Below are 16,918 nucleotides of genomic sequence, written 5' to 3'. Positions count from 1 at the left end.
GTCTCGTAACTCCTTGACCTAGTTCTTGGTGATCATCGAGCGGACGAAGAAGAGCAGGTTGGCCGGCTTCTCCGCGAGGCGGCGCATGAAGTAGCCGTACCAGTCCGTGCCGTACGCGGTGTAGACACGCATGCGGTGGCCCTCGGCGGCGAGCCGCACGTGCTCCTCGCTGCGGATGCCGTACAGCATCTGGAACTCGTACTCGTCCAGCTTGCGGCCCGCTCGGCGGGCAAGCTCCTGGGTGATGGCGATCAGGCGGGGGTCGTGGGACCCGATCATCGGGTACCCCTCGCCGTCCATCAGGGTCTTCAGAATGCGGACGTACGCCTGGTCGATCTCCGCCTTGACCTGGTAGGCGACCTCGGCGGGCTCCTTGTAGGCGCCCTTCACGATCCGGACCCGGCTGCCGTTGGCGGCCAGGCGGCGGGCGTCCTCCTCCGTACGGAAGAGGTACGCCTGGATGACGCATCCGGTCTGCGGGAAGTCCTTCCGCAGCTCCTCGTGGATGGCGAACATCGAGTCGAGGGTCGTGTGGTCCTCGGCGTCCAGGGTGACCGTGGTGCCGATGGCTGCGGCGGCCTCGACGACGGGGCGGACGTTGGCGAGGGCCAGCTCGTGGCCGCCCTCCAGCGCCTGGCCGAACATGGACAGCTTGACCGACATCTCGGCCCGCTCGCCCAGACCCAGCTCCTTGAGCTGCTCGATCAGCTCCAGGTAGGCGTCGCGCGCCGCGTGGGACTGCTCCACGGTGGTGATGTCCTCACCCACCACGTCGAGCGTGATCTCCAGGCCCTTGGCCGCGAGGTCCCGGACGATCGGGACGACCTGATCAACGGTCTCACCGGGGATGAAACGGTTCACCACGGGCTTGGTCACCGGCGCTGCCGAGACAATTTTGCGCATTCTGTCGCTGCGCGACGCGGCGAGAATCACGGGACCCAGCACTGGGCACCTCCACGGAAAGAACGAGACGGGTGCGAGCGATCCGGAACGGCGACGGCGAACAGCCGGCACACCTCCGGTCACGACACGAAGAACCACCGTGAAATTTAAGGATCGCTTCTTTGTGCGGCCATCGACAGCTGTCACGTATCCGTGGCCCGGATCTCAGACACTTGTCTGAAGGGCGTGCCAGAATGTCCGGGTGAAGGGCGATTACCAGGATCTGGTGGACGAGATCTCGGCGCTGCTGGCGGCCCCGGCCACGCTGGAGAACCGCGATTTCGGGCTGATCGCCTTCGGGGCGCACGACAGCGACGACGACAGCGCGATGGACCCCGTACGCACCCGATCCATCCTGACCAGGACGTCGTCACCGGCGGTGCGCGCCTGGTTCGAGGGGTTCGGGATCACCCGGGCGACCGGGCCGGTACGGATCCCGGCGGCGCCCGAGGCGGGCGTCATGCGGGACCGGATCTGCCTGCCGGTACGGCATCGGGGGGTCGTCCTCGGCTATGTCTGGCTGCTGGATTCGACGCCCGGGCCGACCGAGGAACAGCTTTCGGCGGCGATGGCGGTCACCGTCCGGATCGGCTCCCTGCTCGCCGACGAGGAACGGGCGGGAGCGGACGTCTCCCGGGAGCTGCGGGCCGTCCTCACGGCCGAACGCGGCTGGCAGTACGACATGGCGGTGGCGGCCCTCGGGACGGCGCTCGGCGGGGACGAGCGGGGGCCGACCGGGCCGCACGCCGTGCTCTGCGTGAGGCCCTGGCCAGGGGTGGACGCGCCCTCCGCGCGCTCCCTGCCGGGGGTCGCGGCGCTGTGCGTGATGGCGGGGGCGTGGACCGCCGGGCGGGACGAGCTTCCCGACGGCGGGGTGGAATCACCCGACCGGAGCAGCGCCGGCCCCGGCTCCGAGGGGCCGTCCGCCCTCGCCGTGCTGGTGCGGCTGCGGGCCACGGACACCCGGGGACCGGCCGTGACCGTCGCGGAACGGCTGCGCGCGGGCGCGGGTGAGCGTTCGACCGTGGGGATCGCCGCGCCCCGGCAGGGGCTGACCGGGCTGAACGCGGCCTGGCGGGAGGCCTCGGCGGCGGCCCGGGCGGCGGGGGCCGGTCCCGGGGCGGTGGCGCAGTGGGCCGACATCGGGCCGTACCGGCTGCTGGCGGCGCTGCCGGCGGACCAGGCGCGGGACCCTGCGGTACGGGCGCTCCTGGAGCCCGCGCACGCCGAGCTGGCGCGGACCGCCGAGGTGTTTCTCGACTGTGCGGGGCAGGCGGGGCGGACGGCGTCCGTCCTCGGGATCCACCGGCAGACGCTGTACTACCGGCTGTCGCGGGTGGAGCAGCTGACGGGGCTGCGGCTGGGCGAGGGCGAGGACCGGCTGCTGCTGCACATGGCACTCAAGGCGGCCCGGCTGCCTTAGACCCCCGTCCGGGCCTCGCGCTGCCCGCCCGCGTCGGTACGTGTGCGTGACGCTCGTCCGGGGCCTGCGGTGGCCCGCCCGTGTCGGTACGGGGTCCCGCACCCTTTTACCCCCGGCTTGGGGTACCGGTCTGCTGCGCTGGCTTCGTGGGTGGGGGGTGCAGGGTCGCCCCCGCAGGGGATCGGCGGTAAGTCCGGCGTGCGCTGACCGTAAACCTTCGGTCCGCCGACCCCGAGGAGGTGAGCCCGGAGGCCACCACCAACCCGCACCACACCCGGGGCCGGGACCACCCGAACAAATCCAGCCCGTCCGGCGCTTGAGGACGGACCCAGCACCCTGCCCCGCCGCACAGGCGAAAAACCCCGCAGCGTGCGGGCCCTCGTCGGGGACCAGTCCCCGAACCCCTGCGCCTCAAACGCCGGCGAGGCTGGATTTTGCCCAGGTCGCCGCAGGGGCGGACAGGCCCCCGGGCACACGGCATGTGCGGCCTCTCGTCGGGGGCCGGCCCCCGAGGCCCCCGCGCCTCAAACTCCCCCAGACTCCGTCCGGGGGGACCCCCACGAGGCTGGATTTTGCTCGGGTAGGCCGATGCTGAGGCGGGTTTGTGCGGGTCGGCCCGGGACCGGGTGGTGGTGCGGGTTGGCGGGGCCTCCGGGCTCACCTCTTCGGGGTCGGCGAGCGTACTCACCAGGTTGGGTGCGGGTCGGCCTCCGCCGATCCCCTGCGGGGGCGACCCCGCACCCCCACCCACAGACCACGCAAAGGGCAGCCGGTACCCCCGGCGGGGGAAAGACGGGCGCGGGACCCCGTACCGACACGGGCCGGACAGCCGGGACCCCGGACGAGCGCCACCCGCCCGCATCGACGCGGGCCCCGCAGCGCAAGGCCTGACCGAGAGGCCGACACGGGCGGGCCCGGCGCACCGTGTGGGTGGGCCGGGCCCGGGGGATCCGCGCGGGTCGCGGAGAGGGATCAGTCGACGAGATTCACCGAACGCGCCGAAGCCGCGCCGATCTCGTCGGAGATCTCCGCCACGACCCCCGGCGGCACCGTGTCGTCCACGGTGAGGACGACCAGCGCCTCGCCGCCCTCCTCGTGCCGGGAGACCTGCATGCCGGCGATGTTCAGGCCGGCCTCGCCGAGGATGCGGCCGACGGTGCCGACGACGCCGGGGCGGTCCTCGTAGCGGAGGACGAGCATGTGGTCCGCGAGGGCGAGGTCGACGTCGTGGTCGCCGATGGCGACGATCTTCTGGTGGTTCTTGGGGCCGGCCAGGGTGCCGGAGACCGAGATCTCCTCGCCGCCCGAGAGGGTGCCGCGGACGGTGACGACGTTGCGGTGGTCCGGGGACTCCGAGCTGGTGGTCAGCCGGACCTCGACTCCGCGCTCCTGGGCGAAGAGGGGCGCGTTGACGTAGGAGACCGTCTCGTCGACGACGTCCTCGAACACGCCCTTCAGCGCGGAGAGTTCGAGGACCTTGACGTCGTGCTGGGTGATCTCGCCGTAGACCTCGACGTCGAGGCGGACGGCGACCTCGCCGGCGAGCGCGGTGAAGATGCGGCCGAGGCGTTCGGCGAGCGGCAGGCCGGGCTTGACGTCCTCGGCGATGACGCCGCCCTGGACGTTGACCGCGTCGGGGACGAGTTCGCCGGCGAGGGCGAGACGGACGGAGCGGGCGACCGCGATGCCGGCCTTCTCCTGGGCCTCGTCGGTGGAGGCGCCCAGGTGCGGGGTGCAGACGACCTGGTCGAACTGGAAGAGCGGGGAGTCGGTACAGGGCTCGGTGGCGTAGACGTCGAGGCCCGCGCCGGCGACCCGGCCCTCCTTGAGGGCGGAGTACAGCGCTTCCTCGTCCACGATCCCGCCGCGTGCGGCGTTGACGATGCGGACGGTGGGCTTGACCTTGTGCAGGGCCTCGTCGCCGATGAGCCCGAGCGTCTCGGGGGTCTTCGGGAGGTGCACGGTGATGAAGTCGGCGACGGCGAGCAGCTCGTCCAGGCTCAGCAGCTTGACGCCCATCTGCGCGGCGCGCGCGGGCTGGACGTAGGGGTCGTACGCCACGATCTTCATGCCGAACGCGGACATGCGCTGGGCGACCAGGACGCCGATGCGGCCGAGGCCGACGACGCCGAGGGTCTTCTCGCTCAGCTCGACACCGGTGTACTTGGAGCGCTTCCACTCGCCGTTCTTCAGGGCGGTGTTGGCCTGGGGGATGTTCCGCGCGGTGGCGACCAGGAGGCCGCAGGCCAGCTCGGCGGCGGTGACGATGTTGGAGGTCGGGGCGTTCACGACCATCACGCCGGCCTTGGTGGCGGCGGACACGTCCACGTTGTCGAGGCCGACACCGGCGCGGGCGATGACCCGCAGCTTGCGGGCGGCGGCGATGGCCTCGGCGTCCAGCTTGGTGGCGGAGCGGACCAGGACGGCGTCCACATCGGCGAGGGCCGGGAGCAGCTGGGCGCGGTCGGCGCCGTTGCAGTGCCGGATCTCGAAGTCCGGGCCGAGCGCGTCCACCGTGGCGGGGGACAGCTCTTCGGCGATGAGTACCACTGGCTTCTGGCTGGGGTTCGAGCTCACGTGAGTCCTCACATGTCCATGGGGGCCCCGCCCGTGCTCCCGGAGTCACAGGGGGAGGCACGGCCGTCCCGACGGCCGCAGGCGGTGGAGGGGCAAGCCGCGTGGAAGACGCACGACACTGTGGGCCTGACGCGTGTGTTGTTGAGCAGTGTAGTGGTGATCGGGGCCGCGTCTTGCGCCATTGCGGCAGGATCACCCGTCCGGGGCCGGACGAAGTGGAGAGGTCCGCGCGGGGGCGGCGACAGCGGGCGGGGCGCAATGGCGAAGGGCCGGGACTGTGGCGTCCCGGCCCTCGCTCGTGCCTACTTGTCGTCGTTGTCGACCCAGCTCATGAGCTTGCGCAGCTCCTTGCCGGTGGTCTCCAGCAGGTGGCCCTCGTCCTGCGTCTTGTACTCGTTGTACTTCTTCAGGCCACCGTGGTACTCGTCCATCCAGGTGCGGGCGAAGGTGCCGTCCTGGATCTCGGTGAGGACCTTCTTCATCTCGGCCTTGGTCTGGTCGTTGATGATCCGCGGGCCGGTGACGTAGTCGCCCCACTCGGCGGTCTCGGAGACCGACCAGCGCATCTTCTCCAGGCCGCCCTCGTACATCAGGTCCACGATCAGCTTCAGCTCGTGGAGGCACTCGAAGTACGCGATCTCGGGCTGGTAGCCCGCCTCGACCAGGGTCTCGAAGCCGGCCTTGACCAGGGCGGCGGTGCCGCCGCAGAGGACGGCCTGCTCGCCGAAGAGGTCGGTCTCGGTCTCCTCGGTGAAGGTGGTCTTGATGACGCCGGCGCGGGTGCCGCCGATGCCCTTGGCGTAGGAGAGGGCCAGCTCGAACGCCTTGCCGGTGGCGTCCTGCTCGACGGCGGCGATGCAGGGGACGCCGCGGCCCTCCTCGTACTGGCGGCGGACCAGGTGGCCGGGGCCCTTGGGGGCGACCATGGCGACGTCGACGCCCGCCGGGGGCTTGATGAAGCCGAAGCGGATGTTCAGGCCGTGGCCGAAGAAGAGGGCGTCGCCGTCGTTGAGGTGGGGGGCGATGGACTCCTCGTAGACCTGGCCCTGGATCGGGTCCGGCACCAGGATCATGATGACGTCGGCCTCGGCGGCCGCCTCGGCGGGGGTGACGACCCGCAGGCCCTGCTCCTCGGCCTTGGCCTTGGACTTGGAGCCCTCGTGCAGACCGACGCGGACGTCGACGCCCGAGTCACGCAGCGACAGCGCGTGGGCGTGGCCCTGACTGCCGTAGCCGATGACCGCGACCTTGCGGTTCTGGATGATGGACAGATCGGCGTCGGCGTCGTAGAACAGCTCGGCCACTGGGATATCTCCTTGGTGTACAGGTGTACCCCCCACCGTACGGGGGGACGGGATGAGAACGATCTCGGGTCCGGTATCCGGCGGTCCGGGCCGGTCGCGGCGGGGCCGATCGGGCGCCGCGGGCCGGGTGGTCCGCTGGTCGCGGGTCACCGCTTGTGGCGGTTGTGCCGCTGGTGGCGGGGTGGGGCCACCGGATATCGGTCGGGTACTGCGGGCCGGTCGGGCATCGGGTGGTGCGGGCCGGGGTCGGGCGTCGGGTACTGCGGGGCGGTCAGGCTTCGGGTACCGCGGGCGGGTCAGGCTTCGGGTGGTGCGGGCCGGGTCAGGCGCTGCGGTCGAGGGCGCGCAACGACCGGTCGGTGATGGAGCGGGCCCCCCGTCCTATGGCGATCGTGCCGGACTGGACCAGTTCCTTGATGCCGAACTGCTCCAGCATCTTCAGCATCGCCTCCAGCTTGTCGCTGGAGCCGGTGGCCTCGATGGTGACGGCGTCGGGCGAGACGTCGACGGTCTTGGCGCGGAAGAGCTGGACGATCTCGACGATCTGGGAGCGGGTCTCGTTGTCGGCGCGGACCTTCACCAGGACCAGTTCGCGCTGGATGGCGGCGCTGGGCTCCAGCTCCACGATCTTCAGGACGTTGACCAGCTTGTTGAGCTGCTTGGTGACCTGCTCCAGCGGAAGGTCCTCGACATTGACCACGATGGTGATGCGGGAGATGTCGGGGTGCTCGGTGACGCCGACCGCGAGGGAGTCGATGTTGAAGCCCCGGCGGGAGAACAGGGCGGCGATCCGGGCCAGGATGCCGGGCGTGTTCTCGACCAGGACGGAGAGCGTGTGCTTGGTGGACATGGGGGTCATACCTCTTTCTCGGCTCTCGCGGTCTCAGTCGTCTTCGCCGTCGCCGAAGTCGGGGCGGACCCCGCGGGCGGCCATGACCTCGTCGTTGGAGGTGCCGGCGGCGACCATCGGCCAGACCATGGCGTCCTCGTGGACGATGAAGTCGACGACGACGGGGCGGTCGTTGATCGCGTTGGCCTCGGCGATGACCTTGTCCAGGTCCTCGGGGGACTCGCAGCGCAGGGCGACGCAGCCCATGGCCTCGGACAGCTTGACGAAGTCGGGGACGCGGGTGCCGCCGGTGGGCTCTCCCTCACCGGCGCCACCGGAGTGGAGGACGGTGTTGGAGTAGCGCTGGTTGTAGAAGAGGGTCTGCCACTGGCGGACCATCCCGAGGGCGCCGTTGTTGATGATGGCGACCTTGATGGGGATGTTGTTCAGGGCGCAGGTGGTCAGTTCCTGATTGGTCATCTGGAAGCAGCCGTCGCCGTCGATGGCCCACACCGTACGGTCGGGCCGGCCGGCCTTCGCGCCCATCGCGGCGGGGACGGCGTACCCCATCGTCCCGGCGCCGCCGGAGTTCAGCCAGGTGGCGGGCTGCTCGTACTCGATGAAGTGGGCGGCCCACATCTGGTGCTGGCCGACGCCCGCCGCGTAGATGGTGTCCGCCGGGGCGAGCTGTCCGATGCGCTGGATGACCTGCTGCGGCGAGAGGGTCCCGTTCTCGGGCTGCTCGTAGCCGAGGGGGTAGGTGTCGCGCCAGCGGTTGAGGTCCGTCCACCACAGGCCGTAGTCGCCGACGTGGCCGTCGCTGTGCTCGGCCTGGACCGCCTGGACGAGGTCGGCGATGACTTCGCGGGCGTCGCCGACGATGGGGACGTCGGCGGCGCGGTTCTTGCCGATCTCGGCGGGGTCGATGTCCGCGTGGACGATCTTGGCGTGCGGGGCGAAGCTGTCGAGCTTGCCGGTGACGCGGTCGTCGAAGCGGGCTCCGAGGGCGACGATCAGGTCGGCCTTCTGGAGCGCGGTGACGGCGGTGACCGAGCCGTGCATGCCGGGCATGCCGACGTGCAGGGGGTGGCTGTCGGGGAAGGAGCCCAGCGCCATCAGGGTGGTGGTGACGGGGGCTCCGGTCAGCTCCGCGAGCACCTTCAATTCGGCCGTGGCACCGGCCTTGATGACGCCGCCGCCGACGTACAGCACCGGGCGCTTGGCCTGGACGATCAGCTTGGCGGCCTCGCGGATCTGCTTGGCGTGCGGCTTGGTGACCGGGCGGTAGCCGGGCAGGTCGAGCGCGGGCGGCCAGCTGAAGGTGGTGCGCGCCTGGAGGGCGTCCTTCGCGATGTCGACCAGGACCGGCCCGGGGCGGCCGGTGGCGGCGATGTGGAACGCCTCGGCGATGGTCCGGGGGATGTCCTCGGCCTTGGTGACGAGGAAGTTGTGCTTGGTGATCGGCATGGTGATGCCGACGATGTCCGCCTCCTGGAAGGCGTCGGTGCCGATGGCCTTGGAGGCGACCTGGCCGGTGATCGCGACGATCGGGACGGAGTCCATGTGGGCGTCGGCGATGGGGGTGACCAGGTTGGTGGCGCCCGGCCCCGAGGTCGCCATGCAGACGCCGACCCTGCCGGTGGCCTGCGCGTAACCGGTGGCCGCGTGGCCGGCGCCCTGCTCGTGCCGGACCAGGACGTGCCGCACCCGGGTGGAGTCCATCATCGGGTCGTACGCGGGGAGGATCGCGCCGCCGGGGATGCCGAAGACGGTGTCGGCCCCGACCTCTTCCAGCGAGCGGATGAGGGACTGGGCGCCCGTCACGTGCTCGACGGCGGGGACGGTGGGGTGTCCGCCGTTACGGGCCCGCGGCTGCGGATGGTGGGCCCCGGTGGCCTGCTCGGTCATCGGCATTCTCTTCTCGAAGCTGAGGGGCTGACGCTGAGGGTGAAGCTCGGTTGACGCTGAGGGTGACGCTGCTGGCTCTGCTGGTGCTGCTGGTGCTGCTGTCTCTGCTGGTGCGGCTCGTGTCGCTGGTGTGACCGGTGCGGCACGGGTACTGCGGGGTTCGGCGGGGTCTGACGGGTGCTTTGCCGGGTTTCTTGTGCTTGGGCGAGGGTGTCGGTGCAACAAAAAACCCCTCGTGCCGTGAGGCAAGCGAGGGGAGCGCGTCGGAGTGGGACAGCGGGGGCCTGGACCAGGTCCCCGCTCAGCCGACGCGCTTGCCAAGTACGAGAATTCGGGTGCGCATGGCTCCGACCCTCCCCCTGACGCGTTGTGCCTGTCAAGCGGATGGGATGCGGGTCTCACTATTTGGTCCACTGGGGGTGTTCGACCCGCCAGCGGTGCGGGACCGGCAGCGCGAGGCCGCCGGGCACCGTGAAGTCGTCCCTGACCAGGGCCCGGCGCAGCCGGTACTCGTCCAGCAGCCCGGCGAAGGCCATGCCCTGGCCATGGGTGCACCCCATGGCCCGCAGGGCGATGATCTGCTCCGGGGCGTCCACGCCGTCGGCCACCGACTGGAGACCGAGATCACAGGCGATCCGGAGCAGCCCACTGGTGATCTTGTGCAGCCGGGCGGACTCCACGATCCCCTCGACCAGCTCGCGGTCGAGTTTCAGCATGTCGACCGGGAGCCGGCGCAGGGCGCTGAAGGCGGCGTGGCCGCTGCCGAAGCCGTCGAGCGCGATCCGCACACCGAGCCGGCGCAGGCCCGCGAGCCGCTGCTCCAGCTCCTCGAACGGGATCCGGGGGTCGTTGTCCGACAGCTCGACGATGAGCGCGCCGGACGGCAGCCCGTACCGCGTGAGCAGGGCCTCGACCGTGGCCAGTGGCAGGGAGCGGTCGAGCAGTCGACGCGCGGAGACCCGGACGGACACGGGGACCCGATGTCCCAGCCGGTCCCGCTCGGCGGCCTGCTCCACCGCCTCCTCCAGCAGCCAGCGGCCCAGCTCGGCGGTGCGGTCCGCGTCGCCGGAGACCCGCAGGAACTCGGCCGGGGTGAAGAGGATCCCCTGCGCGGAGCGCCAGCGCGCCTGTGCGGTGATCGCCTCGATCCGGCCGGTGGTGAGGCTGACCACCGGCTGGTGCAGCAGCGCGAACTCGCCCTCGTGCAGGGCGCTGCGCAGCCGGGCGGCCAGCTCGCTGCGGCGTACCACCTCGGCCTGGAGCTGGGGCGCGTACAGCTCGACCCGGTCCTTGCCGCCGGCCTTGGCCCGGTACATCGCGAGGTCGGCGTTGCGCATGAGGTCGGTGGGGGTGATGCCCTTCTCGGCGAAGGCGACGCCGATGGAGGCGGCCACCCGCACGTCCTGGCCGTCGATGCGGTACGGCTGGGAGAGCGTGAGCCGCAGCCGTTCGGCGATCTCCACCACCTGGCTCTCCCGGGACGCCTGGTCGCGCAGGCCGTCGCCGAGGATGAGCGCGGCGAACTCGTCCCCGCCGAGCCGGGCGGCGGTGTCGCCGGAGCGGACCGAGTCGCCGAGCCGGTGGGCGGCCTGGATCAGCAGCTCGTCGCCGGCCTGGTGGCCGAGGCGGTCGTTGACCCCCTTGAAGCCGTCCAGGTCGATGAAGAGCACGGCGGTGCCGGGGTCGCCGGCCCGGCGGCCGGTGAGCGCCTGGCGGACCCGCTCGGTGAACAGGGCCCGGTTGGGCAGGTCGGTGAGCGGGTCGTGCTCGGCGCTGTGCTGAAGCTGGGCCTGGAGCCGGACGCGTTCGGTGACATCCCGGCTGTTGAAGATCAACCCGCCCTGGTGGCGGTTGACGGTGGACTCCACATTGAGCCAGTCGCCGGCGCCCGAGCGGAAGCGGCACTCGATCCGGGCGGTGGGCTCGTCGGTGGCGGCCGCAGCGAGGAATCTGCGGACCTCGTGCAGGACGCGGCCGAGGTCGTCGGGGTGGATCAGCGCGGAGAGCGGTGTCCCGATCAGCCCCTCGGCGTCCCGGCCGTAGACCCCGCTGGCCGCGGGGCTCACATAGCGCAGGGTGCCGCCGGGCGCGGCAATCATGATCACATCGCTGGAGCCCTGGACCAGGGAGCGGAAGTGGTTCTCCTTCTGGGCCAGCTCCTGGGTGAGGGCGATGTTGTCCAGGAGCATGATCCCCTGGCGGACGACGAGGGCGAGGACGACCCCGCAGCCGGTGAGGACGACGACTCGGTCGACGGTGCGCCCCTGGACGACGTTGTAGAGGATGCCGAGGGTGCAGACCGCGGCGGCGAGGTAGGGCGTGAGCGCGGCGAGCGAGCCCGCGACCGGGCGGCTGGGCCGGGGCCGGGGCGGGCGGACGGGCTTCGGCGGCTCGGCGCAGCGGCGGGCGCCCCAGGGCGCGTACGCCAGCAGCAGCGAGCCGGCGAACCAGCCCGCGTCCAGGAGCTGTCCCGAGCGGTAGCTCTCGCGCAGCAGCGGGGAGGTGAAGAGCGCGTCGCACAGGACGGTCAGGGCGAGCGCGCCGATGGCGGTGTTGATGGCGGAACGGTTGGCGGCGGAGCGCCGGAAGTGCAGTGCCAGGACCATGCTGACCAGCACGATGTCCAGAAGCGGATAGGCGAGGGAGAGCGCGGCGGGTGCGACGCTCTCGCCCTGGACGCGGGTGGTGTGGGCGAGCGCGAGGCTCCAGGAGAGGGTCAGCAGCGAGCCGCCGATCAGCCAGGCGTCGAGGGCGAGACAGACCCAGCCGGCCCGGGTGACGGGGCGCTTGGCGAGGACGAGGAGGCCGATGATCGCGGGCGGGGCGAAACAGAGGAAGAAGAGATCGGCGAGGGACAGGCCCGGCACATCGCGGTCGAGGACGACCTCGTACCAGCCCCAGACCGCGTTGCCCGCGCTGGCCATGGCCGACGAGAGGGCGAAGAGCAGCCAGGCGGGGCGGTGCCGGGGCGGGCTGCTGCGGGCGTAGAGGAAGCAGGAGACGGAGGCAACCAGAGCACCGGCGCTGAGGCCGAAGTCCCCCATGATCACCGCGAGTTCGCGGGAACCCCAGCCGACGGCGGCGCCGACGGCGTATCCGGCACAGATCACCGCGAGGGCCAGCTGCGCGAGGAGTCCCGTGACGCTCGGGACCGAACCCCGCGCCAGCAGCGCCCCGGGCGCGCTCACCGCCCCGCTCCCCACGCGAGCGGGGGCTCCGCCGTGGCCTGCGGGCGCTCCACCGCGGCGGGTGGAGCGACCGGAGCAGGGGGCGGCGGAGCGGCCGCGCCAGGGGGCGGCTCCACGGCCGCTCCGGGGGCGAACGGTCGTCGCCTCCATCCCCACCAGGTCGGATCTTTGGTCCATTGGCCGTGCATCGCCCGTCGCCCCCCTCGAAGTCTGATCGGCAGTCAGGTCGCAATCCGCACCGCCACATGCTCCGGTGCGGCCCCCAGGTCCGGACGATACACCAGGACCGTCACTCAGGGACATAGCTCCTCTACTCTCAGTGACCATCATTCGCCACGCTGGCACGCGGAGCGATCGGATGACTTCGCAGAGTTTCCGGATGTGACGACATCGGGGCGCAACCGAACGGCATGGGTGCGGCACTGGGGCGGCGTGCCGCTGCCATGGTGCCCGGGGACGGCGGGACCGGGGAAGGCTGGAGTTATTCGGTGGTGAGTACGACGTTGGCCAATTCATCACCCGCCGCGAAGCGCCGCAACTGGTCCGCGAGGAGCCGTCGGGCCCGCGGGAAGAAGGCCGAAGTGGAGCCACCGACATGGGGACTGATCAGCACCCCAGGAGCGTCCCAGAGGGGGTGACCGGAAGGCAGCGGCTCGGGATCGGTGACATCGAGTGCGGCGGTGATCCGGCCGGTTTTCACCTCCGCGAGCAACGCCTCGGTGTCCACGACGGGCCCCCGGGCGACATTGACCAGAAGTGCCCCGTCCTTCATCCGCGCCAGGAAGTCGCGGCTGACCAGGCCCCTCGTGGCAGCGGTCAGAGGGGTCGAAAGGATCACTACATCGGCTTCCGGGAGCAGAGAGGGCATTTCGCTCAGCGGGCGCACCTCCCCGTGCGCCGTGGTGCGGGCGGAGCGCGCGACGCGCACGACCCGCGCGCACTCGAACGGAATCAGACGCTCCTCGATGGCCGCGCCGATCGCCCCGTACCCCACGATCAGTACCGAACGGTCGGCGAGGGCGGGGTGGAAGCCGCTCCGCCAGTCGTGGGCGTCCTGGCGGCGCACGAAGCCGGGCAGCCCGCGCAGCGAGGCGAGGGTGAGGGCGAGGGCCAGCTCGGCGGTGGACGCCTCGTGCACCCCCCGGGCGTTGCAGAGGCGTACGCCGGAGTGCATCGTTCCGAGGGCGGAATCGAGATGGTCGGTGCCTGCGGAGAGTGTCTGAATGACCCGCAGGGAGGTCATCCCGGGGAGCGGGCGGGTGACGGTCTCCACTCCTTTGAGGTACGGGACGGTGTAGAAGACGCAGTCGGCCGGGTCCGCCGGAAAGTCCGGGCCGCCGTCCCAGAAGCGGTAGCGGAAGCCCGCCTCGGCGGGCGAGGGCAGTCCCGGGAGCTCCTCGACGGGGTACGGAAGCCATATGTCGGTCGTCATGGACACGAGGGTAGGCCGTGTCCCGCGGATCGGGCCGGGGGTGGGGCGTCCGGTGCGGAGAGGGGTGCTCCGCATTGGTTAGTTTGGTGGGCGGCCAAGGGAGGGGTACGGGAGTTGGAGCGCAGGACACTCGGTGCGTCGGCTCTGGAGGTGGGTGCGGTCGGGCTCGGCTGCATGCCGATGAGCTGGGCGTACACCACCTCCCAACAACGCGGGGAACGGTCGGTGCGCACGGTCCACGCCGCGCTGGACGCGGGCTCCACGCTGTTGGACACGGCCGATATGTACGGGCCCTTCACCAATGAGCTGCTGATCGGGCGGGTGCTGCGGGAGCGGCGGCGGGACGCCTTCGTCTCGACCAAGGTCGGGCTGCTCGTCGGGGACGGGCATGTGGTCGCGAACGGGCGGCCCGGCTATGTGCGACGGGCGTGCGACGCGTCGCTGCGGCGGCTCCAGACGGACGTCATCGACCTGTACCAGCTGCACCGGCCGGATCCCGAGGTCCCGGTGGAGGAGACCTGGGGCGCGATGGCCGAGCTGGTGAGCGCCGGGAAGGTACGGGCGCTGGGCGTGTGCGCGATGGGGGTACGGGAGACGGGCGCGCGGGCCGTGGGGACGCGGACCGCCGGAGTACGGGCGGGGGGCGTGCGGACGGCGGGCGTGCGGACGGCGGGCGCAGGGACGGCGGGCGCGGCGCGGGGCGGCGGGGGGCAGGGCGTGCGGTGGGGGGCCCGGGAGCCCGGCCGTGCGGACGATCTCTACGAGGGAACGATCCGCCAACTGGACCGGCTCCAGCAGGTGTTCCCGGTGAGCGCGGTCCAGGCGGAGCTGTCGGTGTGGTCGGCGCGGGCGCTGGGGCGGCTGCTGCCGTGGTGCGAGGCGCGCGGGGTGGGGTTTCTCGCGGCGATGCCGCTGGGGAGCGGGTTCCTCACGGGGACGATGACGCCGGGGCAGGGGTTCGAGCCGGACGACGCGCGGGCGCGGCACCCGCGGTTCACGGCGGAGATGATGGCGGCGAACCAGCCGCTGGTGGCGGGGTTGCGGCGGATCGCGGAACGGCACGGGCCGGGGTGGACGCCGGCGCAGGTGGCGCTGGCGTGGGTGCTGGGGCGGGGGCGGAACGTGGTGGCGGTGCCGGGGGCCAAACGGGTGGAGTGGGCGGTGGAGAACGCGGGGGCGGCGCGGCTGGGGCTTTCGCCGCGGGACGTGTGGGAGATCGAGGGGCTGCCGGAGGCGCTGGGGTCCTGGGACTGAGGGCGGGCGGGGCGGGGCGAGGCGGGGCGGGGCGAGGCGGGGCGGGGCGTTGGGTCGGCGGTCGGGTCGGGGCGGGTGACGGGTCGGGGCGTTGGTCAGCGTGTTGGCCTGGGCATTGGTCAGCGTGTCGCCCGGGGCGTGGACCTGCGCCTTTCGGAGCGTCGGGCGTGGAGTGGGAACCTCCGGGGGCCGGGCGGCGTATGAAGGGCGGGGAGCCGGGCAGGACCGGCGGCCACGGGGAAAGGAAGCGCACCATGGGAGCCAGGGGACCAAGGGGACTTGGGCGACTTACGCGACTGACAGGACTCACGGGACTTGCGCGACTCACGCGACTCGTCGATCGGGCAGGGCCGCGCTCGCGGAGAGCCGGCGGGGCGGGTGGGGCGGTCGTGGTGGCCGCGGTGGTGGCACTGCTGGCCACGGGGTGCTCGGGCGACGAGGGCGGGGGCGGGGGCGGCTGGCCGTTGGCGGAGAGTTCGTCCCCGGCGCGGGCCTCGCCGTCCGGTCCGGCATCGGGGTCGGCGCCCGGGGAGCCGCCCGCCCCGTCCGGATCGGGCTCACCGCCGGCGCCCCCGCCGGCGCGGGGATCGGTCCGGGTGGCGGACACGCTCACCGAAGGGCTGAAGTCGCCCTGGGGCGCGGCCGCCCTGCCCGATGGGGATCTTCTGATCTCCTCGCGGGACGAGGCCACGATCACCCGGGTCGACACGGAGACCGGACGGAAGACGGAGATCGGCTCGGTGCCGGGGGTCTCGTCCGGCGGCGAGGGCGGCCTGATGGGGCTGGCGCTCTCCCCCTCCTTCGCCTCCGACCGCCAGGTCTACGCGTACTTCACGACCGGCTCGGACAACCGGATCGCCCGCCTGCGGTTCGACGAGCGCGCGCCCGCGGGCCGGCAGCTGGGCGCACCGGACACGGTGCTGCGGGGCATCCCCAAGGGCGGCATCCACAACGGCGGACGGATCGCGTTCGGCCCGGACGGGATGCTCTACGCGGGGACGGGCGAGGCGGGTGAGACCGGGCTCTCGCAGGACCCGAAGTCCCTGGGCGGCAAGATCCTGCGCATGACCCAGGAGGGCCGCCCCGCCCCGGACAACCCGGACTCCGGATCGCTGGTGTACTCGCTCGGCCACCGGAATGTGCAGGGCCTGGCGTGGGACGCGGAGGGCCGGCTCTGGGCGGCGGAGTTCGGGCAGAACACCTGGGACGAGCTGAATCTGATCGAGCCGGGAAAGAACTACGGCTGGCCGGAGGCCGAGGGCAAGGGCGGCGGCCCGCGCTTCGTGGACCCGGTGGCCCAGTGGCGCACGGAGGAGGCGTCGCCCAGCGGTATCGCGTACGCCCGTGGCTCGATCTGGATGGCGGGACTCCGGGGCGAACGGCTGTGGCGGATCCCGCTCGACGGACCGGAGCCGGTGGCGCGGCCGGAGGCGTTCCTGACGGAGAAGTACGGCCGGCTGCGCACGGTGCTGCCGGCGGAGGCCTCCGGGCTCTGGCTGATCACCAGCGAGACCGACGGCAGGGGGTCCCCCGGCGGCGGTGACGACAGGGTCCTCCGGCTGGAGGTGACCTGAGCCGTGTCGTCCGGGGCGAGCCTGCCGGGCCCGGACCGATCCGAAAGGGAGCACTTACGCTGGAAAACACACAGGGCGCACCGGACTGAGGCCAGGGGGCAGAACCGATGTTCAACGTCTTCGAAGAGATCTTCGCGCCGGGCAGCAAGCATCTGACGGACGAAAGGAAGAGGCTGGAGCTGACCCGGGAGGACGCCGGCTCGGCGGACCCGTGCAAGGGCCCCATCGACCTCTCGTCGGGCGTGGTCCTGGTCCGCCGCGAGGAGCCCGTCGACGCGGAGGCCCAGGATCCCCCGCCGGCCCCCTGACCCCGCCCGACCGCCGACAGATGCACCGGTGGCCCGTACCTGTACGCATGAGCCCTCGCGCTGCCCGACCCGCGTCGATCCGGAGACCTCGGCCTCCCGTCCAGGGCCCTGGCCGCCCAACCGGTGTCGGTACGTGTGGGCGGCGCTCGTCCGGGGCTCCGGTGGCCCGCCCGCGTCGG

General features: G+C 72.0%; 11 protein-coding genes. 4 read left to right on the top strand and 7 right to left on the bottom strand.

All coding sequences use genetic code 11. From position 1 onward, the window contains the following. Window positions 1–18 precede the first annotated feature (18 nt). Window positions 19–945, bottom strand: a complete 927-nt coding sequence (locus SYYSPA8_RS11145; protein WP_323446879.1) for a proline dehydrogenase family protein — start codon at window positions 943–945, stop codon at window positions 19–21. A gap of 199 nt (window positions 946–1,144) precedes the next feature. Here SYYSPA8_RS11145 and SYYSPA8_RS11140 point away from each other — a divergent pair, with 199 nt between their 5' ends. Next, window positions 1,145–2,365, top strand: coding sequence for a PucR family transcriptional regulator (locus SYYSPA8_RS11140; protein WP_323446878.1), 1,221 nt, complete (start codon window positions 1,145–1,147; stop codon window positions 2,363–2,365). 972 nt (window positions 2,366–3,337) lie between these two features. Here the strand turns inward: SYYSPA8_RS11140 and serA are convergent. The 6 genes from serA to SYYSPA8_RS11110 all read right to left on the bottom strand — a co-directional run bounded on the left by serA (window position 3,338) and on the right by SYYSPA8_RS11110 (window position 13,603). Continuing rightward, window positions 3,338–4,942 (bottom strand): phosphoglycerate dehydrogenase, encoded by a 1,605-nt coding sequence (serA, locus tag SYYSPA8_RS11135; protein WP_323446877.1) that lies wholly within the window; start codon window positions 4,940–4,942, stop codon window positions 3,338–3,340. Window positions 4,943–5,244: 302 nt separating this feature from the next. Next, window positions 5,245–6,246 (bottom strand): ketol-acid reductoisomerase, encoded by a 1,002-nt coding sequence (gene ilvC, locus SYYSPA8_RS11130; RefSeq protein WP_323446876.1) that lies wholly within the window; start codon window positions 6,244–6,246, stop codon window positions 5,245–5,247. Window positions 6,247–6,568: 322 nt separating this feature from the next. Beyond that, on the bottom strand, window positions 6,569–7,096 hold the full coding sequence (ilvN, locus tag SYYSPA8_RS11125) for an acetolactate synthase small subunit (protein ID WP_323446875.1): 528 nt from the start codon (window positions 7,094–7,096) through the stop codon (window positions 6,569–6,571). 33 nt (window positions 7,097–7,129) lie between these two features. Then, complete coding sequence (locus SYYSPA8_RS11120; RefSeq protein ID WP_323446874.1) at window positions 7,130–8,989, bottom strand: acetolactate synthase large subunit; 1,860 nt, start codon at window positions 8,987–8,989, stop codon at window positions 7,130–7,132. 395 nt (window positions 8,990–9,384) lie between these two features. Further along, a complete protein-coding gene (locus tag SYYSPA8_RS11115) occupies window positions 9,385–12,171 on the bottom strand; it encodes a putative bifunctional diguanylate cyclase/phosphodiesterase (protein WP_323446873.1) in 2,787 nt (928 codons plus the stop codon). Window positions 12,172–12,652: 481 nt separating this feature from the next. Beyond that, complete coding sequence (locus SYYSPA8_RS11110) at window positions 12,653–13,603, bottom strand: 2-hydroxyacid dehydrogenase (protein WP_323446872.1); 951 nt, start codon at window positions 13,601–13,603, stop codon at window positions 12,653–12,655. Window positions 13,604–13,717: 114 nt separating this feature from the next. Here SYYSPA8_RS11110 and SYYSPA8_RS11105 point away from each other — a divergent pair, with 114 nt between their 5' ends. From SYYSPA8_RS11105 to SYYSPA8_RS11095, 3 genes are all read left to right on the top strand, one after another. After that, entirely contained in the window at window positions 13,718–14,857 is a 1,140-nt protein-coding gene (locus SYYSPA8_RS11105; RefSeq protein WP_323446871.1) for an aldo/keto reductase, read from the top strand. A gap of 296 nt (window positions 14,858–15,153) precedes the next feature. Beyond that, the gene (locus SYYSPA8_RS11100) at window positions 15,154–16,431 is read left to right on the top strand and encodes a PQQ-dependent sugar dehydrogenase (protein WP_407705979.1); all 1,278 of its coding nucleotides are present in this window, start codon (window positions 15,154–15,156) and stop codon (window positions 16,429–16,431) included. A gap of 107 nt (window positions 16,432–16,538) precedes the next feature. Continuing rightward, window positions 16,539–16,739: a DUF6191 domain-containing protein gene (locus SYYSPA8_RS11095; protein ID WP_323446869.1), complete on the top strand. Its 201-nt coding sequence runs from the start codon at window positions 16,539–16,541 to the stop codon at window positions 16,737–16,739. The last annotated feature ends 179 nt before the right edge of the window (window positions 16,740–16,918 follow it).

The organism is Streptomyces yaizuensis (assembly GCF_034961445.1).
GTDB classification, from domain to species: Bacteria; Actinomycetota; Actinomycetes; order Streptomycetales; family Streptomycetaceae; genus Streptomyces; species Streptomyces yaizuensis.
Note: the sequence above shows the minus strand (reverse complement) of the source record. Positions and strands in the feature narration are given on the sequence as shown.

Coding starts and splice junctions, on each gene's coding strand:
- ilvN (WP_323446875.1), bottom strand. CDS start 7,096: ATGTCCACCAAGCACACGCTCTCCGTCCTGGTCGAGAACACGCCCGGC.
- SYYSPA8_RS11120 (WP_323446874.1), bottom strand. CDS start 8,989: ATGCCGATGACCGAGCAGGCCACCGGGGCCCACCATCCGCAGCCGCGG.
- SYYSPA8_RS11110 (WP_323446872.1), bottom strand. CDS start 13,603: ATGACGACCGACATATGGCTTCCGTACCCCGTCGAGGAGCTCCCGGGA.
- SYYSPA8_RS11095 (WP_323446869.1), top strand. CDS start 16,539: ATGTTCAACGTCTTCGAAGAGATCTTCGCGCCGGGCAGCAAGCATCTG.